Annotated in this window: 27 protein-coding genes; 5 read left to right on the forward strand and 22 right to left on the reverse strand. The window is 29.8% G+C overall.

The genetic code is table 11. From position 1 onward, the window contains the following. Positions 1-64: 64 nt before the first annotated feature. The 11 genes from proC to Q5O29_RS00065 all read right to left on the reverse strand — a co-directional run bounded on the left by proC (position 65) and on the right by Q5O29_RS00065 (position 8,874). Entirely contained in the window at positions 65-868 is an 804-nt protein-coding gene (gene proC, locus Q5O29_RS00015; protein WP_022210980.1) for a pyrroline-5-carboxylate reductase, read from the reverse strand. Positions 869-889: 21 nt separating this feature from the next. Continuing rightward, positions 890-2,227 (reverse strand): replicative DNA helicase, encoded by a 1,338-nt coding sequence (locus tag Q5O29_RS00020; RefSeq protein WP_022210981.1) that lies wholly within the window; start codon positions 2,225-2,227, stop codon positions 890-892. A 145-nt stretch (positions 2,228-2,372) separates the two neighbouring features. Next, a complete protein-coding gene (lonC, locus tag Q5O29_RS00025; RefSeq protein ID WP_370545587.1) occupies positions 2,373-4,229 on the reverse strand; it encodes a Lon family ATP-dependent protease in 1,857 nt (618 codons plus the stop codon). 48 nt (positions 4,230-4,277) lie between these two features. Then, complete coding sequence (rplI, locus tag Q5O29_RS00030) at positions 4,278-4,724, reverse strand: 50S ribosomal protein L9 (RefSeq protein WP_022210983.1); 447 nt, start codon at positions 4,722-4,724, stop codon at positions 4,278-4,280. Positions 4,725-4,832: 108 nt separating this feature from the next. Further along, positions 4,833-6,776 carry a DHH family phosphoesterase gene (locus tag Q5O29_RS00035; RefSeq protein ID WP_022210984.1) on the reverse strand — a complete coding sequence of 648 codons (1,944 nt, stop codon included), beginning with the start codon at positions 6,774-6,776 and terminating at the stop codon, positions 4,833-4,835. 21 nt (positions 6,777-6,797) lie between these two features. Then, positions 6,798-7,115, reverse strand: coding sequence for a MazG-like family protein (locus Q5O29_RS00040; protein ID WP_022210985.1), 318 nt, complete (start codon positions 7,113-7,115; stop codon positions 6,798-6,800). 156 nt (positions 7,116-7,271) lie between these two features. Further along, positions 7,272-7,514 (reverse strand): 30S ribosomal protein S18, encoded by a 243-nt coding sequence (gene rpsR, locus Q5O29_RS00045; RefSeq protein WP_022168278.1) that lies wholly within the window; start codon positions 7,512-7,514, stop codon positions 7,272-7,274. A gap of 37 nt (positions 7,515-7,551) precedes the next feature. Further along, positions 7,552-8,010, reverse strand: coding sequence for a single-stranded DNA-binding protein (locus Q5O29_RS00050; RefSeq protein ID WP_022210986.1), 459 nt, complete (start codon positions 8,008-8,010; stop codon positions 7,552-7,554). A 16-nt stretch (positions 8,011-8,026) separates the two neighbouring features. Beyond that, complete coding sequence (gene rpsF / locus Q5O29_RS00055; protein ID WP_186835591.1) at positions 8,027-8,314, reverse strand: 30S ribosomal protein S6; 288 nt, start codon at positions 8,312-8,314, stop codon at positions 8,027-8,029. Positions 8,315-8,428: 114 nt separating this feature from the next. After that, positions 8,429-8,611, reverse strand: a complete 183-nt coding sequence (locus Q5O29_RS00060; RefSeq protein ID WP_022210988.1) for a DUF951 domain-containing protein — start codon at positions 8,609-8,611, stop codon at positions 8,429-8,431. Positions 8,612-8,634: 23 nt separating this feature from the next. Beyond that, on the reverse strand, positions 8,635-8,874 hold the full coding sequence (locus Q5O29_RS00065; RefSeq protein WP_022210989.1) for a DUF3343 domain-containing protein: 240 nt from the start codon (positions 8,872-8,874) through the stop codon (positions 8,635-8,637). Positions 8,875-9,049: 175 nt separating this feature from the next. Between Q5O29_RS00065 and Q5O29_RS00070 the strand changes: the two genes are divergently transcribed. Both Q5O29_RS00070 and yyaC read left to right on the forward strand, forming a co-directional pair. After that, positions 9,050-10,204 (forward strand): aminotransferase class V-fold PLP-dependent enzyme, encoded by a 1,155-nt coding sequence (locus Q5O29_RS00070; RefSeq protein WP_022210990.1) that lies wholly within the window; start codon positions 9,050-9,052, stop codon positions 10,202-10,204. Between the two features lie 89 nt (positions 10,205-10,293). Then, positions 10,294-10,854, forward strand: coding sequence for a spore protease YyaC (gene yyaC / locus Q5O29_RS00075; RefSeq protein ID WP_022210991.1), 561 nt, complete (start codon positions 10,294-10,296; stop codon positions 10,852-10,854). A 26-nt stretch (positions 10,855-10,880) separates the two neighbouring features. Here yyaC and Q5O29_RS00080 read toward each other — a convergent pair whose 3' ends face one another. The 11 genes from Q5O29_RS00080 to rpmH all read right to left on the reverse strand — a co-directional run bounded on the left by Q5O29_RS00080 (position 10,881) and on the right by rpmH (position 19,791). Further along, a complete protein-coding gene (locus Q5O29_RS00080; protein WP_022210992.1) occupies positions 10,881-11,381 on the reverse strand; it encodes a DUF4446 family protein in 501 nt (166 codons plus the stop codon). A 38-nt stretch (positions 11,382-11,419) separates the two neighbouring features. Further along, complete coding sequence (locus Q5O29_RS00085; protein WP_022210993.1) at positions 11,420-12,295, reverse strand: ParB/RepB/Spo0J family partition protein; 876 nt, start codon at positions 12,293-12,295, stop codon at positions 11,420-11,422. A 12-nt stretch (positions 12,296-12,307) separates the two neighbouring features. Continuing rightward, positions 12,308-13,069: a ParA family protein gene (locus Q5O29_RS00090; RefSeq protein ID WP_022210994.1), complete on the reverse strand. Its 762-nt coding sequence runs from the start codon at positions 13,067-13,069 to the stop codon at positions 12,308-12,310. Between the two features lie 386 nt (positions 13,070-13,455). Further along, on the reverse strand, positions 13,456-14,175 hold the full coding sequence (rsmG, locus tag Q5O29_RS00095) for a 16S rRNA (guanine(527)-N(7))-methyltransferase RsmG (RefSeq protein WP_022210995.1): 720 nt from the start codon (positions 14,173-14,175) through the stop codon (positions 13,456-13,458). Position 14,176: 1 nt separating this feature from the next. Next, the gene (gene mnmG, locus Q5O29_RS00100) at positions 14,177-16,078 is read right to left on the reverse strand and encodes a tRNA uridine-5-carboxymethylaminomethyl(34) synthesis enzyme MnmG (RefSeq protein ID WP_022210996.1); all 1,902 of its coding nucleotides are present in this window, start codon (positions 16,076-16,078) and stop codon (positions 14,177-14,179) included. 12 nt (positions 16,079-16,090) lie between these two features. Further along, entirely contained in the window at positions 16,091-17,464 is a 1,374-nt protein-coding gene (gene mnmE, locus Q5O29_RS00105; protein ID WP_022210997.1) for a tRNA uridine-5-carboxymethylaminomethyl(34) synthesis GTPase MnmE, read from the reverse strand. Between the two features lie 134 nt (positions 17,465-17,598). Further along, positions 17,599-18,222, reverse strand: a complete 624-nt coding sequence (jag, locus tag Q5O29_RS00110) for an RNA-binding cell elongation regulator Jag/EloR (RefSeq protein ID WP_022210998.1) — start codon at positions 18,220-18,222, stop codon at positions 17,599-17,601. Positions 18,223-18,250: 28 nt separating this feature from the next. Then, positions 18,251-19,018 carry a membrane protein insertase YidC gene (yidC, locus tag Q5O29_RS00115; protein WP_022210999.1) on the reverse strand — a complete coding sequence of 256 codons (768 nt, stop codon included), beginning with the start codon at positions 19,016-19,018 and terminating at the stop codon, positions 18,251-18,253. 14 nt (positions 19,019-19,032) lie between these two features. Next, the gene (yidD, locus tag Q5O29_RS00120) at positions 19,033-19,245 is read right to left on the reverse strand and encodes a membrane protein insertion efficiency factor YidD (RefSeq protein ID WP_022211000.1); all 213 of its coding nucleotides are present in this window, start codon (positions 19,243-19,245) and stop codon (positions 19,033-19,035) included. Beyond that, a complete protein-coding gene (gene rnpA, locus Q5O29_RS00125; RefSeq protein WP_022211001.1) occupies positions 19,245-19,595 on the reverse strand; it encodes a ribonuclease P protein component in 351 nt (116 codons plus the stop codon). Before rnpA ends, yidD begins: the two co-directional genes overlap by 1 nt. Positions 19,596-19,656: 61 nt before the next feature. Then, positions 19,657-19,791, reverse strand: a complete 135-nt coding sequence (rpmH, locus tag Q5O29_RS00130) for a 50S ribosomal protein L34 (RefSeq protein WP_022168296.1) — start codon at positions 19,789-19,791, stop codon at positions 19,657-19,659. 522 nt (positions 19,792-20,313) lie between these two features. Here rpmH and dnaA point away from each other — a divergent pair. The 3 genes from dnaA (at position 20,314) to Q5O29_RS00145 (ending at position 23,307) form a co-directional block, all read left to right on the forward strand. Continuing rightward, on the forward strand, positions 20,314-21,678 hold the full coding sequence (dnaA, locus tag Q5O29_RS00135; RefSeq protein ID WP_022211002.1) for a chromosomal replication initiator protein DnaA: 1,365 nt from the start codon (positions 20,314-20,316) through the stop codon (positions 21,676-21,678). Between the two features lie 277 nt (positions 21,679-21,955). Next, complete coding sequence (dnaN, locus tag Q5O29_RS00140) at positions 21,956-23,056, forward strand: DNA polymerase III subunit beta (RefSeq protein WP_022211003.1); 1,101 nt, start codon at positions 21,956-21,958, stop codon at positions 23,054-23,056. A gap of 47 nt (positions 23,057-23,103) precedes the next feature. Continuing rightward, entirely contained in the window at positions 23,104-23,307 is a 204-nt protein-coding gene (locus tag Q5O29_RS00145) for an RNA-binding S4 domain-containing protein (RefSeq protein ID WP_022211004.1), read from the forward strand. Positions 23,308-23,316 lie beyond the last annotated feature (9 nt).

The following is a 23,316-nucleotide window of genomic DNA, read 5'->3' on the forward strand; positions in this document are numbered from 1 at the left end:
TTCAGCCATCGAAAATTTTATACTTTCCTGTACTTTAAAAAAGGAGCTAGATAATACTAGCTCATTACATTGTTTTTGATTTATCTGCACATTTTTCTATAGCACTGATAACTGCAGTTCTAAAGCCTTTCCTTTCAAGCTCTAAAACTGCTTCAATAGTTGTTCCTCCTGGTGAGCAAACAGAATCCTTAAGTTCTCCTGGATGCTTTCCTGTTTCTAAGGCTAATTTAGCAGATCCTAATATACTTTGTTCTGCTAGCTTATATGCCTTAACTCTTGGTATTCCTAGCTTAACTGCTGCATCAGCCATTGCTTCTATAAACATAAAGACATATGCTGGAGATGAACCACATAAAGCAGTAAAGGCATGGAAGTCTTTTTCTTCTAATAATTCATATTTGCCAAAGTAATTAAATAAAGAACAAACTTCTTTTAACTCCTCTTCATCAATATGTTTATTTTTACATATAGCTGACATACCTTCACCAACTAAAGCTGGTGTATTAGGCATAGTCCTTATTACTTTTACCGCAAAACCAAAATACTCTTCTATTTGTTCAATAGTAATTCCTGCTGCAATAGATACAATTATTGCATCTTTACTTACTACATCTTTTATTTCTGCTATAACTTCCTTAAAGAAGTGAGGCTTCACAGCTAAAAATATAATATTGGCTTTTGCTGCTACTTCTTTATTATCATTAGTTGCTTTTACTGCAAATTCTTTCTCTATAACTTCTTTAGATGCTTCTGTTTTAGCTGAAACTATTATATTTTCTTTTCTTATTTCTCCACTACTTATAAGTGATCCTAACATAGCTTTACCCATGTTTCCACATCCTATAAAACCAATCATCTTATTTTTCATTAAAATCCACACCTCTTCTATCTATTCTGAATGAACTAAATCTAAATCTGCAAACTTAGAGTGAGCTCCAATCCATGCCATTTTAACTGTTCCAACTGGGCCATTTCTTTGCTTAGCTATAATACATTCACCAATATTCTTTTGTTCAGTTTCTTTATTATAGTATTCATCTCTATATAAGAACATAACAACATCAGCATCCTGCTCAATTGATCCTGACTCTCTTAGATCAGAAAGCATAGGTCTATGGTCAGCTCTCTGCTCAGGTGCACGAGATAACTGTGATAGCGCTATTACTGGACATTCCATTTCCTTAGCTAGTGCCTTAATAGATCTAGAAATTTCTGATACTTCTTGTTGTCTATTATCGCTTGCTGAGCTACCAGACATAAGTTGTAAGTAGTCTATGAGAATCATATCAATTCCATGCTCCATCTTAATCTTTCTACATTTAGATCTCATTTCCATAACTGTAATACCAGCTGTATCATCTATGTAAATTCTAGCTTTTGAAAGCGGTCCTGTAGCACGGGCAATCCTTTCCCAGTCATCATCATCTAAATTACCTGTTCTAAGTTTTAGCATATCAATATTAGCTTGGGAACATAAAAGCTTATAAGCCAATTGTTCCTTTGACATTTCCAGTGAAAATATCACTACGCTTTTTCCTTCTTTCAATGCTGCATTTTCTGCAATATTCAGTGAAAATGTAGTTTTCCCCATGGAAGGTCTCGCTGCAATAAGAACCATATCTCCTTTTTGGAACCCTGAAGTCTTGGCATCTAAATCCTTTATCCCTGAGCCAACTCCAGTTATTTCTCCCTTGTTATTAAACAGTCTTTCTATTTCTATGAATCCTCTTTCTAGAACTGATGAAAGTGGTTCATACTCTTTAGAATCTTTATTTTCTGCCAAATCAAAAATTTTCTTTTGGGCAATATCTATTACTTTCTCAACATCACCACCATTATTATAACTTTCTTCAATAATAGATGTAGATGTCTTTATAAGTTTTCTTAAAGTAGATTTTTCTTCAACAATCTTTATATATGAACTTAAATTAGCTGTAGTTGGAACAGAAGCACTAAGCTCTGATATATATGTAACTCCCCCAGCTTTCTCTAACATATCCGCAGATTTAAGATGCTCTAATAATGTAACTAGATCAACAGCCATATCTTTTGCGTACATTTCTTTAATGGCATTATATATGACCTTATGTCCATCTCTATAAAAGTCTTCTTCTTCTAGCTTTTCAAATACCTTAGCCATAGCATTCTTGTCAATCAACATCGCTCCAATAACAGACTGTTCTGCTTCGATACTTTGTGGCAAGCTTCTCATCATAGGTGCATCCATAAAGCATTCCTCCTTCCAAATGTTTTTTTGCAATAACACTATTATAATATATTACCCTTATCATAAGTAGTACTTTTTAAAGTAAATTTTATATATTAACTACCAAGCAATTTATTAAAAAAACGAAGGATTGCTCCTTCGTTTTTTATTCAAATACTATTTCCATAAGCTCTTCAATATTGCTTACTGCTCTTACTTCTATATCATTAAGCCCTAAAGGAATTTCTTTTTCATTGTCCTTTGGTACAAGAACAAGCTTAATTCCTTTTCTTCTTGCGCCATAAATCTTTTCAAAGATTCCTCCTACTGGCTTAACCTTTCCTCTTAAGGAAATTTCACCAGTGATAGCTACATCTTGACGTATCTTTCTGTTTAAAAGAGCACTGATTATACAGATAGTTATTGCTGCACCTGCTGAAGGTCCATCTATCTGTCCTCCACCAATGACATTAACATGTATATCATATTCCTTAATATCTTTATCTGTTATCTTTCTAATAACTGATGCTGCATTAAATACTGAATCTTTTGCCATAGAGCCTGCTGTATCATTAAACTTAATTGTACCAGCACCTTTTTTCTTAGCATGGAATACAGTAGCTTCTATTTCTATTGTAGAACCTAGAAATCCACTTACACCTAAACCATAAACGTGGCCTACTTCTCCAGTTTCAAGATTCTTTAATATTTCAAAAGGAGTATATCTTCCTATAGATATTACTTCTTCAACATCTTTTAAAGAAATTACTTTTTGCTCTACTTCTTCTTTATTATATAATGAATATCCATAAGCATCTGATAATATATTTACAGCTTTTCTACCTTCAATGGTATATTGACTTATTAAGTGTGCTACACCATCTTCTAGTGTTACCTCAAGTTTCTTAGCTGCATTATTAACTATTCCTTCAATATCCTTTGATGATAATGGCTCAAAATATACTTCTGTACATCTTGATCTTAAAGCTGGATTAATTTGTCCCGGCTCCTTCGTTGTCGCTCCAATCAACACGAAATCTGCTGGTGCTCCATTATCAAATAAGTATTTTATATATTTAGGAATATTCTCATCATCTGGATCATAATAAGATGATGAAAACTCAACTCTCTTATCTTCTAAAACTTTTAAAAGTTTATTTTGTAGAATATCATCCAATTCTCCAATTTCATCAATGAATAATACTCCACCATGAGCTTCTGTAACTAATCCAGTCTTTGGTTCTGGTACTCCTATTTCAGCTAAATCTCTCTTGCTTCCTTGATAAATTGGATCGTGTACTGAACCTAAAAGTGGATTTGTTATTTCTCTTGGATCCCATCTTAAAGTAGTACCATCAACTTCAACAAACTTTGAATCTTCATCAAAAGGAGTAGAGTTTAATTTCTTTGCTTCTTCTAAAGCAAGTCTTGCTGCTGATGTCTTTCCTACTCCCGGTGGACCATATAAAATTATATGTTGAGGGTAAGGTGATGCCATCTTGGATAAAAGTGACTTAATGGCTCTTTCTTGACCGACTATTTCTTCAAATTTTTCTGGTCTTAAAAGTGACATTACATTTTTATTAATCTTCTTAGCATCTAATGCTTCTAATCTTTCAAGCTTGCTATTAGTTTTTGAGTTTTCAATACCTTTTTGCTTTTTCATGATAGATAATTTTATTTCATCCATAAACTTATCTTGTCTCTCAGCTAAAGCTTTTTCAACTTCCACTTCAATTTTATTTTGAACATACTTTTTAGCAATATTTTCTGATATCCAATATACTACGTCTTCTAAAACCTCTACTGCTTCACTATCATTTGGAACTATCTTTGCTCCATTTCCATCTGATGCAATAACATTTAGAGCATATATTCTTTCATTTATATCTGTGGAATTAATATATTTCTGCAATTTAAATCTTACTGTCCTTGCTCTTATTGCACCTTCATCAAGAACATTTTTTAATATATCAAAAAGTACATTTACTTTTGCTTCTAAAGGTAAATCACTATCTAATATATTTTTAAAATCTAATTTTTCATTAAATGAATTCAAATTTAGTCCTCCTTATTGTTTAGGAACAATAACAACCTTCATCTTTGTTGAAACTTCTGGATATAATTTAACTTCAACATCATATCCTCCAGCAACTTTTATTGTACCTACAACAACTTTCTTCTTGTCTATTGATAAATTGAATTTGCTATTTATAGCTTCTGCAATATCTTTATTAGTTATTGCACCAAATAATCTTCCACCATCTCCTGCTTTAGCTTCAATATTAACTTCCTTACCTTTTAAATCAGCTGCTAACTTTTGAGCTTCTTCTAATTCTGCAAGTTTTTTCTTTCTTTCATTTTCTTTCTTTACATTAAGAACATGTAATTCATTAGCAGTTGCTTCCATAGCTAATTTCTTAGGGAAAAGATAATTTCTTGCATATCCATCTGATGCTTCTATAACATCACCTTTTTTACCTAATTTTTTAACGTCTTGTAGTAATATAACTTTCATATTATGCACCTATCCTTTAAAGTTTTATTCTTTATTGTCTTTTTTATTATAATTATATCTATAATTTTACTCTTTCTTAATAGCTCTATGTTAAAATAATGAACTTTTTTATTCTTTAATATTTCTAGCTATAGATTCTTTAAGAAGGCTTAATGCTTCAGCCATTGGCATATTTAACTTAGCCCCTGCCATATTCATATGACCTCCACCTCCTATTTCTTCTAATACAACTTGCACATTAATATCTCCAACAGAACGCCCACTTATGGCAACACTTCCATTTGATTCACTTAAAACAAAACATACATCTATCCCTGATATATTTAAAAGTTCATCAGCTGCTCTGGCAACAATTACTGTATTAGATGAAGAACTTGGGCATACAGCTATGGCAAGATTATTTTCCACTTCTGCATTCTTAATTGTTTCAGCTATAACTAAGTAATCTTCAAAACTATCAGCAAACATCTTTTTAACTTCTAAAGTATCTGCTCCTAATTCTCTTAAAAATGCTGCTGCATCAAAAGTCCTTACACCTGATTTAAACTGGAAGCATTTTGTATCCATAACAATACCAGCTAAAAGTCCTTCTGCCTCTAAAGGCTTGATAATAGGCTTTTTAAGTATATATTGTATTATTTCTGTTACCATTTCTGAAGTTGATGAAGCATACACTTCAATATAATTTAATAATGCACCTTCAATAATATCCGGGCTTCTTCTATGATGATCTATAATTATTTTTCGATTAATCTTTTCAACTAAATCTATATTTTTAACATAGCCTTTATTATGAACATCAACAATTATTAAAAGTGTTTTATCATTTATATATTTTTCTGCTTCTTCACCAGTGATAAACATATTATCATATGCACTATCCTTTTTTAATTGTTCTAGATAGTATTCTATGGCATTAATGTCCTGTTCTAATATTATATTGCAATTCTTTCCTAATTGTTTGATAGTAGTCCAAAGGCCTACTGATGCTCCTAAGCAATCCATATCTGGATTCTTATGACCAATTATAAATACATTGCTACTTTCAAAAATTAATTCCTTAATTGCTTGGGATATAACCCTTGCTCTAACTCTTGTTCTCTTTTCAAGTTCTCTTGTATTTCCACCAAAGAAGTGGATTTTATCATTATTTTTTACAACTACTTGATCTCCACCTCTTCCTAAGGCTAACTCCTTAGCAATTACTGCAAAGTTATAGTTTTCTTGAGGTGATACTCCGCCTCTTCCAACACCTATACTTAAGGTAACTTCTAACTTATTTCCTATATCAATGCCTGATATTTTTTCTAGTATATCAAATTTGCAATTTATTTCATCATTTATGTACTTATCTTGTACTGATAAAACATACTTATTTGATTCATATTTTACAATCATAGCCTTAAGCTTTTGTCCATATGCATTTATGGCTTTTTCCACTTCTGCTACAAGCATAGGTCTGTTATTTTCTTCAGTTCTTTCCAAAGCTTCTGATAAGTTATCTACTTCTATAAGTACTATGCTTTCCTTTGTAGCATACAAGTCTCTTAAGTTGCTCACTTCAATAAAATAAACTATATATAAATTATCTTCTTTATCTTCATCATATTTTATTTGATTTGCATATACACTGTAAAATCCTTCTTTAATTTTAACTCGCTGTTTTAAATCTTTATCACACTTTAATAATTTCTGTAAGTCTAAATCTCTTGCTATAGATAAGATATTTTGTTCTTCTATATCTTTATTGCTTAATTCTTTTTTAAATCTCTTATTACCCCATATGATTTCACCATTTTCATGTATTAAAGCAATGGGGTATGACATATCTGAAATATTATCATTTATATTAAGCTTTATTTTGGAAGTTATTAAACTTGACTGATCATTTGTATTATTTATATTTATCGTTTCATATAAAATAACATATAGCAGTATTACTAAAAAAATAGTTGCTAGAAAAAAATTATATGTGTAAAAAGAAATAATACTTGCTAAAATTATTACAGCACATATTAAAAAAATATCATACTTTTGTAGCCTTTCTTTCATTAAAAGCCTCCTAATTTTATATTAATACCTTTTTTTAAGGTGATTTTGAAGCTTACTTAGATTTTTCCCCTCTTTTTCATATGAATGGCCTTCATTTATGCCAATTTTTAATTTTTTACTCATATCATCATCTACTTCATTGCAGCTATACCCTAATTTTTGTGCTAATACATATAATATTAAAATGGCCCCAGAAATACAATTTAAAATAGCATCTTGAGCTGCACTACTTCCTCTTGCTAAAAGAGAATATAATTCACCTATTATACATAATAAATTTGCCTTAAGCTCTTCTATCATTTTCATATTAGCCATAATATTTAACTCTTCTTTTTTCACAACTTCCCCCTCCCTTATACCCTTGTATATTTATTTTAATAATATTTTATAATTTATGCAACTAAATAGACTTATCAGTTACATAATATGTAAATATTTTATTTTTTTGTAAAAAAATAAAAGCCCCTGAAAAATCAGGGACTCCTAAACTTATTACTATTCAGTTGTGAATGGTAATAAAGCTATATTTCTTGATCTCTTTATTGAAGAAGTTAATTCTCTTTGGTGCTTAGCACAAGTTCCAGAAATTCTTCTTGGAAGAATCTTACCTCTTTCAGTAACGAATTTTCTTAATTTGTTAACATCTTTGTAATCTATTGATTCAGCTTTGTCAACACAGAAAGCACATACTTTTCTCTTAGATCTTCTCATTTTTCCGTTTCTTTTCATATCTCTCATCTGTCTTACCTCCTTTTTTATAAAATTAGATATTTCCTTAGAATGGCATATCTCCATCATCTACTGGAGTCATGTCATTATCAAAGCCCATTCCGCCAAATACATCATCTGCAGAATGTGAATAATCAGAACCGCCACCGTTGAATGAACCACCGTTATTGCTTCCTCCATTACCTTTTGATAAGAAGGATACACCGTTAAATGTATCAGCAACAACTTCGGTTACATATCTCTTAGTGCCATCTTTTGCATCATAAGATCTAGTTGTAATTCTACCACTTATAGCAATTTGACTACCTTTACTCATGTATTGAGCAGTGTTCTCAGCTTGCTTTCCCCATATTACTACAGGAATAAAGTCAGCAGATTTTTCCCCAGTCTTACTGTTGTAATTATCAATCGCTAATGTTAAGGTGGTAACAGCCGTTCCATTACCAGGAGTATATCTTAGTTCTGGATCTTTTGTTAATCTTCCTATAAGTATTACCTTATTCATTTAAAACACCACCTAATTAGTTTTCTTGTTTAACAACAATGTGTCTTATAACACCATCAGTAATTCTGAATACTCTATCTAATTCTTTTGGTAATTCAGTGTTAGCTTCAAAGTTTATTAAAGTATAGAAACCTTCGTTAACTTTAGCAATTTCATAAGCAAGTTTTCTCTTACCCCAGAAATCTACGTTTTCGATAGTTCCTCCACCATTTTCTATAACACCTTTGAACTTTTCGATGTTAGCTTTAACAGCCTCTTCATCTAATGATGGGTGTAATATAAATATAGTTTCGTACTTTCTCATCATTTTCACCTCCTCCCCTCGGACTCACGGCTACACTTTGTGTAGCAGGGATTACAATTTAAAATTTTATCACTATAAATATTTATTTTCAAGTTTTTTTTATTTTATTTGTCTTTATTTTATAACCTTTTTTGCTTCTTTTTGGAACTTTACCCTTGGAAGCATCACTATTCGCCCACAACCTACACATTTTATTTTTATATCAGCACCTAGCCTAATCACTTCAAATTCTTTGCTACCACAAGGATGTTGCTTCTTCATTTCAACTATATCTCCAAGGTCAAACTTATCTATCATTTCCTACCCCTCCTTTTTAGTATTTATCTTACCATTGAATATTCATTATTTTCTCTCTTATATATATTCTTATAAGATATATTTCCTTCATTTATCACTTTATTTACTGCTTCTTCATCATCTAATCGTACACATAAACCACAGCTTTGAGTTATTGAGGTTGGTGTAGGCATCATTCTAAATGATAATCCCATTTCCTTCACAGTTTTTTCTCCGCTCATAGCATCTAATGTATTTTTAAATACTATTATATAATATTTCATCTTTATATCACTCCCTGATGGCATATTTACAGTTATTTAATACCCATAGTATATTATACTTATTTTTCAATATATACAAAATATTTTGCTATTGATTTTTTAAATTTTTCTTCTATTATAATTTATAAAGGAAATTTTTTGATTTTTTATATTAATATACTTTAAGGAGTTTTTTATGAATGTTTATTTAGATAATGCTAGTACTTCTTTTCCTAAGCCTAAAGCGGTATGTGATTCTATATATAATTTCTTAGCTAATATTGGTGGAAATAGTGGACGTTCTAATCATACCAATGCTTTGGAATCAAATAGATATGTCTTTGATACAAGAGAAAACATCGCTTCATTTTTTAATTTTCCTAAGATAGAAAATGTTATCTTTACTAATAATATAACCTCATCCCTTAATATACTTATAAATGGCATATTAAAAAAAGGAGACCATGTAATTACATCTTCTATAGAGCATAATTCTGTTATAAGACCTCTATGGAACTTAAAAAAATCTAATATTATTGACTTAGATATAACAGAAGCAAATAGCTTAGGCATAATTAATGTAGAAAGTATTAAGACTTTAATAAAACCTAATACAAAACTTATCATTCTAACTCATGCTTCTAATGTCTTAGGAACTATTCAACCTATAAAAGAAATCGGAAAACTTTGTAAAGAAAATAATATATTCTTTATTTTAGATAGCGCTCAAAGTGCTGGTGTACTTTCTGTAGATTTTTCTGAGTTAAACTTAAGTGCTTTAACTTTTACAGGTCATAAAAGTTTACTTGGGCCACAAGGTATTGGTGGTTTTATAATAAGTGATGAGCTAAATGAAATATGCCTCCCATTTATCTTAGGTGGTACTGGTAGTCTTTCTCACGCACTAAATCAACCTGACTTCCTACCTGATAAATTTGAATCTGGAACATTAAATATTCCAGGAATAGTTGGCTTAAACGAAGGCCTTAAATTTATTAGAAAAGAAGGTCTTAAAACCATATATGAACATAATAGCTATCTAAGAAAATATCTTATAGAAGAAATATCTAATATACCAAACTATAAAATATACGGTGATTTATCACCTGAAAAAGGAACTACTTGTATATCATTTTCACATGATAAATTAGATATAAGTGAATTATCATACATTTTAGATTCTGATTTTAGAATAAGCAATAGAAGTGGTCTTCACTGCTCTCCACTTGCTCATAAAACCATCGGTACATATCCTAATGGAACTGTCAGATTCAGTATCGGCTATTTTAATACTATGGAAGAAATAAAATACGTTATCCATAGTTTGAATAAAATAAATAAATTATATTAGAAATCTTTTTTCATTGAATACTATGTTTTTCTAATGCCCATACTCATAAATAATGAAATTGTTTTGAAATTATTTATAGGAGGTAATAAATGAAAGATATGTGTTGTATTGATGGTTTTTCTCCCACTTCAAGTTCAGAGATTAAAGCATATTTCATAAAAAATTTAAAGCCCATTATCGATGATAATAGAGACATAATTTTTTTATGTATTGGCACAGATAGAAGTACTGGAGATTCTTTGGGTCCATTAATAGGTTATAAACTTAAACCAATTATCCCCAAAAACATATATGTATATGGCTCTTTAGAAAGCCCTATTCATGCCACCAATATACTTACTATATTAGATAAAATTAAAATCAATTTTAATAATCCCTATATAGTTGCCATAGATGCTGCATTAGGTTCAGTTCATAATATAGGCAAGATAATTATTGAAAACAAGCCTTTATCACCTGGTGCTGCCTTTAATAAATCCCTACCACCCATAGGTAATATGTCTATTAAAGGTATTGTAAATATTTCAGGTTGTATGGATTTTACCTTACTTCAAAATACAAGGTTATATACTGTTATGACTTTAGCTGATTCTATTTCAAATGGTATAAGCTTATTTTGTAAATTAATAAAAAAATCTGTATCAAACTGAATAAGTTTGATACAGATTTTTTTATATTATTCTTTGCTCATTGCTTCATTTAAAACATGTAATTCTTCTTCTGATAATTCATATCTAGATATACCTTTATCTATTGGTTTTGCATAAGTAGTACTATCTTGTCTGCTATATATACCTGTTAAAACAATACCATCATTATGTGAATCTAAAAGTGCAATAGAAAAGCTTAAATCACTTCCTACATCTTCAAAAGCTTTATATCTCATTATTGCCACTTTATTAACACAGCCTTTTAATGATTCTTCAAATCCATTGGTGATTTCTAATGATTTTTGAGAGTTTTGTACTGCTTCTTCAATTCTATCTAAATTACTATTTATAAGTTCCTCGATACTTCTTCCTTTAGATCCACGCATCATCTTTTTATATCTCTTATTAACCTTGCTTACTGATATCATTAATACTATTGTAATTAAAAATAATAGTATCGTGATTATTGCTAATCCTAAAACTATAAAAATCGAATATTCATTAATAATATTTAATATCTTATCCATTTATTCATTTTCTCCCTTTCAATGTTTCGCGTGAAACATTATAGCTTAATTATATCTAATATTCTTTGTAAGTCCTCATATGAATAATATTCAATCTCTATTTTCCCTTTATTATTTTTATTGCTTATATTTACCTTAGTTCCAAAATACCCTTGTAACCTTTCAGTAATATCCTTGTAGTATGGATTTAACTCTTCATTTTCTTTCTTATGTGGTTTAGCAACTTTCTTTTCTTTGCAATCCTTTATAAATTTTTCAAGTTCACGTACTGATAGCTTATCATCGATAACCTTTTGTGCCACTTCACACTGTAGATTAGCCTCATTTATTGAAAGCAGTGCTCTTCCATGCCCCTCTGAAATCACACCTTCAATTAAATATTGCTTTACTCCTTCAGAAAGATTCAATAATCTCATGGTATTAGTTATAGCCGTTCTTGATTTTCCCAGTCTCTTACTTAACTCTTCCTGTGTCAGATTAAACTCTGATATAAGCTTCTTATAAGCATTTGCTTCTTCAATTGAATTTAAATCTTGTCTTTGTATATTTTCAATTAAAGATATTTCCATAACTTGCTTGTCTGTTAAATCCATTATTATTGAAGGAATTTCTTTTATTCCTATAAGCTTAGCAGCTCTCCAACGTCTTTCTCCTGCCACAATAATATAATTATTACCTACTTTTCTTAATATAATAGGCTGTATAATTCCATTATGTTTAATAGACTCTGCCAATTCTAATATTTTTTCATCATCAAATAATTTTCTTGGCTGTTCATTATTGTTTTTTATTAAGTTAATATCAATAAGTGCTACTCCATCTTTATTGTTTTCTTTTTTACTATTAATATTATTAGATACTTCGTCTGGAATTAAAGCATTTAATCCCTTGCCTAGCCCAAATTTCTTACTCATAATATCACCTTTCTATTGTCTATCTAAAAACTCTTTTGTAAGCGCCTTATATGCATCAGCACCCTTACATTTTTCATCATACAGCATTATAGGCAGGCCAAAACTTGGTGCTTCTGCTAATCTAATATTTCTTGTAATTGTAGATTTGTATACTTTCTCTTTAAAGAAATTTTTAACTTCAGAATATACTTCATTACTTAAATTAGTCCTATAATCATACATAGTCATTAATACGCCTTCTATATCTAAATCTGGGTTTAAAGACTTCTTAATTAACCCTATGGTATTCATTAATTGACCAACACCTTCTAATGCATAGAATTCACATTGTATTGGTATTAACACTGAATTTACTGCTGTTAAAGCATTTATTGTTAAAAATCCTAATGATGGTGGACAATCTATAAAAATATAGTCATATTGATCTTCTACGGTTTTTATTTGCTCTAATAATATTGTTTCTCTATTTTCTTTATTTATTATTTCAACTTCAGCACCAGCTAATTCCATGGTAGATGGTGCTATGTATAAGTTTTGTATTAATTCACTTTTTAATATAACATCCTTTAAAGGTACATCTGCTGTTAAAACATCATACATAGAAAATTGTAGATTTTTCTTATCTAACCCTAATCCGCTTGTAGTATTTCCCTGGGGATCTATATCAATTGTTAATACTTTATATCCTTCCATAGCTAAACATGCACATAGATTAATATTTGTTGTAGTTTTTCCTACTCCGCCTTTTTGATTAAAAATACATATCTTCTTCATAAAACTCCCTAATTTCTGGGATTAATCCCCCCTCTCCTCTTTATATTATATATAGTTTTTTTACATAATAAAAGTACAGACACTATAAAATTTCGGTAAATTGTTTCACGTGAAACAATTCAAAATAGATTTGTAAAATCTATTTTGAAATTAACCCATATGCAAATTAAAAATTAACGCTTCACCAGTTAATCACTTCCGTAATTTTTTATATACTTGTATATAAAAATTTAATTAGCCTTAATTTAAAAAATGGACACGCTAGTGTCCACCTTTTTTATTGATTTTTAGGTATAAAAACAATAATTTATTAACCATTTTATATTATTGTTATAAATTCTATAGCGCTTACTAAAAAGAAAGTGCTATAGAATTTATAAAACATTTTATTTTAATGGATTTTTATTTACTGTTCCAGCTTTTCTAGGATACTTTTTATTACATTCCCTAACTTTTAATACTTCAACTATATTATGTCTTAAATCTGTTCCTTCGATAGATACTTCTATTATATTTTTAAGCTCTCCACCTAATATTTTAATAGCTGCTTTTCCATTTTCTAATTCTTCTTCTATAGCTGGCCCCTTTAAAGCAACAAAATGCCCATTTTTCTTTACATATGGCATGCAAAATTCTGATAATACAGCCATATTTGCTACTGCTCTAGAAGTAGCCACATCGAACTTTTCCCTAAGTTCTGGATTTCTTGCTCCATCTTCTGCTCTTGAGTGAATTGTTGTAACATTAGTTAGTCCTAACTCTTTAATTACAAGATTTAAGAAGTTAATTCTCTTATTTAATGAATCTAAAAGAGTTATTTTTGCAGTTGGATGCATAATAGCTATAGGTATTCCTGGAAAACCAGCACCTGTCCCTACATCTATTATCGTATGAGCTTCTGCTATAGCTTTAGACTTAAATGCCTTTATACAATCAATAAAATGCTTTTTAATAAACTCTTCATCTTCTGTTATGGCTGTTAAATTTATTTTTTCATTCCATTCTTGAACAAGTCTCATATATTTAATAAATTGCTCATATTGCTTTTCACTTAATTCAAGATTTACATCATTAGCTGCTATTTTTAATTCTTCAAAAAATCTCATATTAGACCTCCTTATTTTTCTTTTTGCTTTGATTTTCTAAGTAAATTACTAAAACTGAAATATCAGCTGGAGAAACTCCTGAAATTCTTGAAGCTTGCCCTAAACTTACTGGTCTAATCTTTTCTAATTTTTGAATAGCTTCTATTCTAAGACCCTTAACATCATTATAATTTATATCTTCAGGTAATAATTTTTTCTCAAATTTTCTAAATTGGTTTACTTGAATCATTTGTGCTTCTATATATCCTTCATACTTAGAAATAATGTTCATTTGTTCACCAATATCTTCTTTAAGTTCTGGTCTTTCTGGATCTAAAGGTGCTAATGAGAAATAATCAACTTCTGGTCTCTTAATTAACTCATACATACTTATAGGCTTTTTAAGTTCTGCTGAGCCTAAACTTACTAAAAATTCATTAACTTCTTTCTTATTTGTTATTTGTAAGTTTTTAAGTCTTTCTATTTCATTTTCAACAGCTGTTTTTCTTTCTTGGAATCTTTCATATCTAGCATCTGAAACTAATCCTACAGCTCTTCCTATTTCAGTTAATCTAAAGTCAGCATTGTCTTGTCTTAAAATTAATCTATATTCAGCTCTTGAAGTCATCATTCTATATGGTTCATTAGTTCCTTTAGTTACTAAGTCATCAATTAAAACTCCTGTATATCCATCAGAACGAGTTAAAATCATTGGATCTTTTCCTTGAACCTTAAGTGCAGCATTTACCCCTGCAACTAATCCTTGTGCAGCTGCCTCTTCATATCCAGAACTTCCATTTAATTGTCCAGCTCCATATAATCCACTTATTGCTTTAAATTCTAATGTAGATTTAAGTTGCGTTGGATCTATTGAATCATATTCAATGGCATATGCTGTTCTCATTATTTCAACATTTTCTAACCCTTCTAATGTTCTATACATTTGAATTTGTACTTCTTCTGGTAATGATGATGACATACCAGCTACATACATTTCTAATGTATCTTCTCCTTCTGGTTCAATAAATATTTGATGTCTATTCTTATCTGGGAACTTCATTACCTTATCTTCTATTGATGGACAATATCTTGGGCCTACCCCCTCAATAGATCCATTATACATAGGTGATCTATCAATATTATCTCTTATTATATTATGAGTTTCTTCATTTGTATAAGTTAGCCAACAAGATACCTGTGGTCTATCCACATTATCATGCATAAATGAAAATGGTACAATTTTATCATCACCTGGTTGTTCTACCATTTTAGAAAAATCAATAGATCTCATATTAACTCTTGCTGGAGTTCCAGTTTTAAATCTTCTTGTAGAAATTCCTAAATCCATTAAACTTTGTGTTAATTCATTGGCTGCTGCTAATCCATTTGGTCCACTATTATATGTAGTTTCCCCAATAATTATCTTAGCTCTTAAATATGTTCCTGTAGTAAGTACTACAGCTTTACATTTGAAGAATGCACCATTTCTAGTTAATACACCAACTACTTTTCCATCTTCAACTTCAATATCTATTACTTCTAATTGTCTTACATCTAAGTTTTCTTGCTTTTCTAAGATAGATTTCATTCTTTCTTGATACTTCTTTCTATCAGCTTGTGCTCTTAAAGAATGTACTGCCGGACCTTTTGATGTATTAAGCATTCTTGATTGGATAAATGTATGATCAATATTTACCCCCATTTCTCCTCCTAAAGCATCAACTTCTCTAACTAAGTGACCTTTAGCAGTTCCTCCTATATTAGGATTACAAGGCATTAATCCTATAGAATCTAAATTAATAGTACATACTAATGTTTTTAATCCCATTCTTGCTGAAGCAAGTGATGCTTCACACCCTGCATGACCTGCTCCAACAACAATTACATCATATTCTCCTGCATCGTATTTATATTTATGTTTCATTTCTTATTTCTCCTACTTTCCTACACAGAAATCGCCAAAAATTTTATTAACTAAATCTTCTTCTAATTCATTACCTGTTATTTCGTTCAATGCTTTTAAAGAAGACATTACATATATTGAAATTAAATCTAAATATTCATTTCTTTGTACTCTTACCAATGCTTCTTCTGCATTTTCCAATGCTCTTATCAATGCCTGCTTATGTCTTGAATTAGAAATTATAAGACTTTCTGTTTCAATAGCTCCGCTAAAGAATAAATCTTTTATATTTTGCTTTAGTTCATCTAATCCTATTTCTTCCTTGGCAGATATTCTGATTATATTTTCAAAATCTTTGATATATTTTTCATCAAGTTTTTGCTCTAAATCAATTTTATTTAATATTAAAACTGTTTTCTTACCTTTAACTTGCTCTATTATTTCCTTATCTTCTTCACTTATTTCTCGTGATGAATCCATTACTAATAATATTAAGTCAGCTTCTTCTAACTTTTCTCTAGATCTTTCTACACCAATCTTTTCTACAACATCTTCTGTCTCTCTGATACCTGCTGTATCTATAATTTTTACTGGCACTCCATCTAAATTTATGTACTCTTCTATGATATCTCTAGTTGTACCAGCTATATCAGTAACTATTGCCCTCTTTTCTCTAAGCAATGCATTTAACAAAGAAGACTTTCCTACATTTGGCTTACCTACAATGGCTAAGCTTAATCCTTCTCTAATAATCTTTCCTGCATCTGCTCCTTTAAGTAGCACTTCCATTTCTTCAATACCACTCTTTAAGCTTTTTTCCACGTTTTTAGGGATACTTGGATCTATTTCTTCATCATCCTCTGTAAAATCTACTGCAAACTCAACTAAAGCCATTACATTAAGCATATATTCTCTTAATTTATTGATATGTCTTGATAAATACCCTGAACTTTGCATTAAAGCAGACTTCATAGATAAATCTGTCTTAGCTCTTATAAGATCCATAACAGCTTCTGCTTGTGATAAATCAATTCTTCCGTTTAAGAAAGCTCTCTTGGTAAATTCTCCTGGTTCAGCAATTCTTGCCCCAGCTTTAATTATGCTTTCTAGAACCTTATTTGTTGAAACTACTCCACCATGGCAATTTATTTCAACTACATCTTCTGCTGTAAAGCTTCTAGGTCCTTTCATATAACTTATTATTACTTCATCTATAAGGTCATCACCATCATAAATATGTCCATATTTCATAGTGTATGATTTCATGTTCTTTATATCAGTTCCACTTTTAGCTCTAAATACCTTAGATACTATTTCTAATGCATTTTCACCTGAAACTCTTATTATTGCAATACCACCTTCACCAATAGGTGTAGCAATAGCGCATATTGTATCAAAATCTCGCATTTATATATCCTCCTTAGAATATATTTTATTAGTTATTATACCCTAAATTAGCTAATATTCATTTTACAAGACTATTTTATATAAGTCAAAAAAACAAAAAATGAAAAAAGGTGCCAAAACGGCACCTTTTTTCACTATCTTTTAATACTTACAACTACTCTTCTAAATGGCTCTTCACCTTCGCTATAAGTATTTATATCATTATACTCCTGTAAAGCAGAATGAATTATTCTTCTTTCATATGGATTCATTGGTTCTAATTTATAAGGTCTTCCAGATTTCTTAACCTTATATGCTATCTTTTGCGCAAACCTTATTAAAGTTTCTTCTCTTTTTTGTCTATAATGTTCTGTATCTAAAGAAACTCTCATATATTCATTTTCATGATTCTTATTAACAACTAAAGAAGTAAGATATTGTAATGAATCCAAGGTTTCCCCCCTATATCCAATAACTAATCCCATCTTATCACCACTAATATTGATAGATAGTAATCCTTTTTCTTCTTTAATTTCTAATTCTGCATTTATTCCCATAGCTTCTAACACATCATGTAAAAATTCTTTGGCATCTTCTGCAGCATTTCTCTTAATAGTAACCTTGATTCTAGCTGGTTTTGCACCTATAAGATTTAAAAAACCTCTACTACCTTCATCAATTACCTCTACAGTTACTTTATCTTTATCAACCTTTAATTCCTTTAAAGCAGTTTCTAAAGCTTCATCAACAGTTCTACCATTGACTTCTATTGTTTTCATAGTCTATTCACCACCTATAAGTATTAACTTATTTCTTTTTCTTTTTAGACTTTGGTGCATATACCTTTTTTTCTGCTTCTAGTTTAGCTTTTTCTTCAGCTTTTTTCTTAGCTGGCAAATAATTAATAAAATATGTTTGAACTAATTGAATAATACCTCCAATTATCCAGTAAATAACTAGTATTGGTTGAAATTGAAGTGCCATGAAGCCCATCATTCCCGCCATAACTATGTTCATTGTTGCCATATTCATTGGGCTATCTTCAGTATTGCTAGCCATTGACTTACTTAATAATAATGATGGTATATAAGTACTTAATGCAGCAAATATACCAAGTATTATTGAAGTAAAGTTAAACATGTTTGTTGGCATAGCAAATACATTATTTATGAATAAGAAAGATAAATCAGCACCATCAGTTGGCTGTATATTTCTAAATACATAATATAAAGCAAATAATATAGGTAATGGTAATAATGCAGGAAGACATCCTCCAAACATACTTACATTATTTTCTTTCATCAGTTTTGAAGTCTCTAATTGCATTTTTTGAGGATCATTAGCATACTTTGCTTGGATCTTCTTTAATTCAGGTTGTATTTCCTGCATTTTTGCATTTGACCTAGTAGACTTAATATTTAGTGGTAAAATCAGCAATCTTATTATTAATGTAAATATAAAAATCGCTAATACATAAGAAAGACCTTCTTTATTTTCTGGTATCCCTAAAGATACTATAAAATTATGCAACGCACTGAAGACTGCAGTCATTCCATTTACTATAGCACTCCACATTCAAAATAACCTCCTCATTTTACAGGATCATATCCCCCGTTTTTGTTAAAAGGATTACACCTTAAAATTCTTTTGATAGCCATACAACTCCCCTTAATGGAACCATATTTTTCTATTGATTCCATAGCATACTGCGAACAAGATGGTATAAAAATACATCTAGCAGGCTTTGTTGGAGAGTAATATTTTTGATATAAATTTATTATTTGCAAAAGCACTTTTTTCATTACAAATATATTCCTGCCTTTTTAAATAAATTTTTCATAGCCCCTTCCACATCAGAATATTTTTTATCCTTTATAGCACTTCTAGCTACAAATACATAATCATATCCTGGCTTTAGTTCATGATAATTTAATCTATAAGCTTCATATATCAATCGCTTGCTTCTACTTCTAACTACGCTATTACCTACTTTTTTACTAACAGATATCCCTAATTTATTATAAGTAAGATTATTATCATCCTTATTCTTCTTATTAGGAAAAATATATAGTACCAATAAGTTGTTAGCATAGGACTTTCCTCTTTTATAAACAAGTCTAAATTCTGCGTTTTTTCTTAATTTATATATCATAAGTAATATTATACGCTCCTTAACTATCTGCATATGCAGAAAAAGGCCACATCTGCGGCCCTTATGCTGTTAATTTTTTTCTACCTTTTTGTCTTCTTCTTCTAAGAACGTTTCTTCCTGATGCAGTAGACATTCTCTTTCTGAATCCATGTTCCTTTTTTCTTTGTCTCTTTTTTGGTTGGTATGTCATGAACATTAACAATGCACCCCCTTTAAGCTAAATTTCTATAGTAAAAACTATATCTTCTTAAATTAAAATTTACCTTATTATTATATATACTTACCTTTTTCGTGTCAATATGAATTAAATGACGTGGACATGTTGATAAAGTTATGCACAGTTTTAAAAATTGTGGATAACTTATTGAAAATCCACATGTATATATGATATTATTAACATAAGTGTGAATAAGTTTGTGAATAACTCAACTTATCCACAATTGTGGATATCTTTGTGTATAACTTGTTCAAATTTATTTGATATTTTGTTATACAGTATGTAGTATTGTCGAATTTACTGGCTTTATGCACTTTTTTTATTGTTTAAAATTACATATATCATATCTGTGGATAAATATATTATAATTATGTTATCTACATATTTGTCAACATGTGAATAACTTTTATTCACTTTATTAACAGCAGCTTGTCTCTGTTGATAACTTTGTGACTAACCTGTGACTAAATTGTTTATAATTTTTTTTGGAGGATAAGCTATATGGAAACTGATTTAAAAAAAATATGGGAAAATACCCTAAATATTATTAAAGGCGAGATGTCTGAAGTTAGTTTTAATACCTGGATCAAAAGTTGTGAGCCTATATCAATTTCATCCAATACTATTAAAATCAGTGTTCCTAATGTCTTCACTCAAGATATATTAGAAAAAAGATATAAAGATTTAGTAATAAACTCAATATATTCAGCTTGCTCTAAGCAGTACAATGTTGAATTTCTTACTGAATCAGAGATCCAAGAAGCTAATTCTAATACACCAGCAGATTCAAGCGAGCAAAGCCATAAAGATTCAATGAGCATTACTGTAAGCGATGAAATGTCAAGTACATTAAATCCTAAATATACCTTTGATTCTTTTGTTATCGGTAACAGTAATAGATTTGCTCATGCTGCATCTTTAGCTGTTGCAGAATCGCCAGCTAAAGCTTATAACCCTCTATTTATTTATGGAGGCGTTGGACTTGGAAAAACTCACTTAATGCATGCAATAGGTCATTACATACTTCAAGGAAACCCAAACGCTAAAGTAGTTTACGTTTCTTCTGAAAAATTTACTAATGAACTTATCAATTCTATTAAAGATGATAAAAACGAGGAATTTAGAACTAAGTATAGAAGTGTAGATGTTCTTTTAATCGATGATATTCAATTCATTGCTGGTAAGGAAAGAACGCAAGAAGAATTCTTCCATACATTTAATACTCTACATGATGCTAATAAGCAAATAATTCTATCATCTGATAGGCCACCAAAAGAGATTCCAACACTTGAAGATAGACTTCGTTCTAGATTTGAATGGGGGCTCATAGCTGATATACAAGCGCCTGATTTTGAAACTAGAATGGCTATATTAAAGAAAAAAGCCGATGTAGAAAAATTAAACGTTCCAAATGAAGTTATGGTTTATATTGCTACAAAAATTAAATCTAATATAAGAGAGTTAGAAGGTGCACTAATAAGAATAGTTGCGTACTCTTCTCTAACCAATAGAGAAATTACCGTTGATTTAGCAACTGAAGCATTAAAAGATATTATTTCAAATAAGCAAAATAAAAATATTACTATTGATCTTATTCAAGATGTAATAGCAGCTTATTTTAATTTAAGAGTAGAAGATTTAAAATCTCAAAGAAGAACAAGAAATATTGCATACCCTAGACAAATAGCCATGTATTTAAGCAGAAAGCTTACAGATATGTCCCTTCCTAAGATAGGTGAAGAATTTGGAGGACGCGATCATACAACGGTTATTCATGCTTATGAAAAGATTTCTGAAGGCTTAAAAAGCGATGAAAGCCTGCAACGTACAATAGATGACATAACTAAAAAAATAACTCAAAAATAAAGTTATCCACACCTGTTGATAATAACCTGTGAATAATAGGTGGATATCTTTTTAAAAATTATTAGTGTGTGGATATTGTGGATAAGTGCTCAAATTTGTCACCAACTTATCCACAGTATTTTTTTCTTATAAACATAGAAAAAATCAGTGTTTATGATAGTTATCCACATATCCACATGCCCTACTACTATTATTATTAATAATTATATTATATTATCTATATATATTGTCTATAAATCTATGTGCATAACTGTGCATAACTTTAGGAGGTTGTCTTATGAATTTCATATGTTCAAAACAAAAATTACAAGAAGGTATTTCTATAGTAACTAAGGCTATAACTGGAAAAACTACAATGCCAATTTTAGAAGGTATTTACATAGAGGCTAATGATGAAGGTTTAACACTTATTGGATCAGACATGGATGTAAGTATTGAAACTAAAGTAGAAGCTACAGTTACTACAGCTGGAAAAATAGTCTTAGATGCTAGATTATTTGGTGAGATTATTAGAAAACTACCAAACTCAGATGTAAAAATAGAAATAGCTGATAATGATTTAATACAAGTTACTTGTGAAAAGTCAGTATTTAACTTGGTATACATGAATCCAAGTGATTATCCAATGTTACCAACAATAAACGAGGATTTAAAAGTTGAAGTTCCACAAAATCTATTAAAAAATATGATAAAAGGTACTTCATTTGCTATTGCTCAAGATGAAGTAAGACCAATACTTCAAGGTATTCTTTTTGAAGTAAAAGATAAACAATTAAACTTAGTTGCATTAGATGGATATAGATTGGCCATCAGAAATGAACTTTTAGATATAGATAATGACATAGAAGTCGTAATTCCTGGAAAAACTTTAAATGAGGTATCTAAAATTTTAGAAGATAATTCAGATTTGGTTGAAATTACCTTCACAAGCAATCATATTTTATTTAATTTAAAAACTACAAAAGTAATTTCAAGATTACTAGAAGGTAAATTTGTAAATTATAATTCACTTTTACCTCAAGAACATAAACTAATTGTTAATGTTAAAAAGCAAGAACTGCAAAATGGAATTGAAAGAGCCTCTTTAATGGCTAAAGATGGAAATAGTAACTTAATCAAATTAGATGTACAAGAAGACATTTTAATTATCACTTCTAATTCTCAATTGGGAAAAGTAAGAGAAGAAGTTGCGATAAGTCTGCAAGGAGAAGGGGTTCAAATTGCATTTAACTCAAGATATTTATTGGATGTTCTTAAGATTATGGAAGAAGATGAAATTGTCATGGAAATGACATCAGGTATAACTCCTTGTGTAATAAAAGGAAAAAATATGAATAATTCAAAATATTTAGTTTTACCTGTTAGATTAGTAAGATAGGAGGAACTTGCATAATAAACGTATATATATGCAAGAAAGATAAAACTATGGAAGTTAAAATTCAAACTGAATTTATAAAATTAGATTCATTCTTAAAATTCTGTGGGGCAGCATCATTAGGTTCAGAAGCTAAAATGTATGTTTTAGATGAATTAGTAAAAGTAAACGGTGAAGTTTGTACTCAAAGAGGAAAAAAATTATATAGAGGTGACATTGTAGAATTTAATGGTGAAACTTTTAAGGTAGTGTAAAGGCTATTT

Source organism: Clostridium sp. CAG:265, assembly GCF_000436575.1.
Taxonomy (GTDB): Bacteria; Bacillota; Clostridia; order Clostridiales; family Clostridiaceae; genus Clostridium; species Clostridium lentum.

Excerpts from the sequence above, each read along its gene's own strand:
- proC (WP_022210980.1), bottom strand. The coding sequence starts at position 868 with ATGAAAAATAAGATGATTGGTTTTATAGGATGTGGAAACATGGGTAAA.
- Q5O29_RS00020 (WP_022210981.1), bottom strand. The coding sequence starts at position 2,227 with ATGGATGCACCTATGATGAGAAGCTTGCCACAAAGTATCGAAGCAGAA.
- rplI (WP_022210983.1), bottom strand. The coding sequence starts at position 4,724 with ATGAAAGTTATATTACTACAAGACGTTAAAAAATTAGGTAAAAAAGGT.
- Q5O29_RS00035 (WP_022210984.1), bottom strand. The coding sequence starts at position 6,776 with ATGAAAGAAAGGCTACAAAAGTATGATATTTTTTTAATATGTGCTGTA.
- rpsR (WP_022168278.1), bottom strand. The coding sequence starts at position 7,514 with ATGAGAGATATGAAAAGAAACGGAAAAATGAGAAGATCTAAGAGAAAA.
- Q5O29_RS00050 (WP_022210986.1), bottom strand. The coding sequence starts at position 8,010 with ATGAATAAGGTAATACTTATAGGAAGATTAACAAAAGATCCAGAACTA.
- rpsF (WP_186835591.1), bottom strand. The coding sequence starts at position 8,314 with ATGAGAAAGTACGAAACTATATTTATATTACACCCATCATTAGATGAA.
- Q5O29_RS00060 (WP_022210988.1), bottom strand. The coding sequence starts at position 8,611 with ATGATAGATAAGTTTGACCTTGGAGATATAGTTGAAATGAAGAAGCAA.
- Q5O29_RS00065 (WP_022210989.1), bottom strand. The coding sequence starts at position 8,874 with ATGAAATATTATATAATAGTATTTAAAAATACATTAGATGCTATGAGC.
- Q5O29_RS00070 (WP_022210990.1), top strand. The coding sequence starts at position 9,050 with ATGAATGTTTATTTAGATAATGCTAGTACTTCTTTTCCTAAGCCTAAA.
- yyaC (WP_022210991.1), top strand. The coding sequence starts at position 10,294 with ATGAAAGATATGTGTTGTATTGATGGTTTTTCTCCCACTTCAAGTTCA.
- Q5O29_RS00080 (WP_022210992.1), bottom strand. The coding sequence starts at position 11,381 with ATGGATAAGATATTAAATATTATTAATGAATATTCGATTTTTATAGTT.
- Q5O29_RS00085 (WP_022210993.1), bottom strand. The coding sequence starts at position 12,295 with ATGAGTAAGAAATTTGGGCTAGGCAAGGGATTAAATGCTTTAATTCCA.
- Q5O29_RS00090 (WP_022210994.1), bottom strand. The coding sequence starts at position 13,069 with ATGAAGAAGATATGTATTTTTAATCAAAAAGGCGGAGTAGGAAAAACT.
- rsmG (WP_022210995.1), bottom strand. The coding sequence starts at position 14,175 with ATGAGATTTTTTGAAGAATTAAAAATAGCAGCTAATGATGTAAATCTT.
- mnmG (WP_022210996.1), bottom strand. The coding sequence starts at position 16,078 with ATGAAACATAAATATAAATACGATGCAGGAGAATATGATGTAATTGTT.
- mnmE (WP_022210997.1), bottom strand. The coding sequence starts at position 17,464 with ATGCGAGATTTTGATACAATATGCGCTATTGCTACACCTATTGGTGAA.
- jag (WP_022210998.1), bottom strand. The coding sequence starts at position 18,222 with ATGAAAACAATAGAAGTCAATGGTAGAACTGTTGATGAAGCTTTAGAA.
- yidC (WP_022210999.1), bottom strand. The coding sequence starts at position 19,018 with ATGTGGAGTGCTATAGTAAATGGAATGACTGCAGTCTTCAGTGCGTTG.
- yidD (WP_022211000.1), bottom strand. The coding sequence starts at position 19,245 with ATGAAAAAAGTGCTTTTGCAAATAATAAATTTATATCAAAAATATTAC.
- rnpA (WP_022211001.1), bottom strand. The coding sequence starts at position 19,595 with ATGATATATAAATTAAGAAAAAACGCAGAATTTAGACTTGTTTATAAA.
- rpmH (WP_022168296.1), bottom strand. The coding sequence starts at position 19,791 with ATGTTCATGACATACCAACCAAAAAAGAGACAAAGAAAAAAGGAACAT.
- dnaA (WP_022211002.1), top strand. The coding sequence starts at position 20,314 with ATGGAAACTGATTTAAAAAAAATATGGGAAAATACCCTAAATATTATT.
- dnaN (WP_022211003.1), top strand. The coding sequence starts at position 21,956 with ATGAATTTCATATGTTCAAAACAAAAATTACAAGAAGGTATTTCTATA.
- Q5O29_RS00145 (WP_022211004.1), top strand. The coding sequence starts at position 23,104 with ATGGAAGTTAAAATTCAAACTGAATTTATAAAATTAGATTCATTCTTA.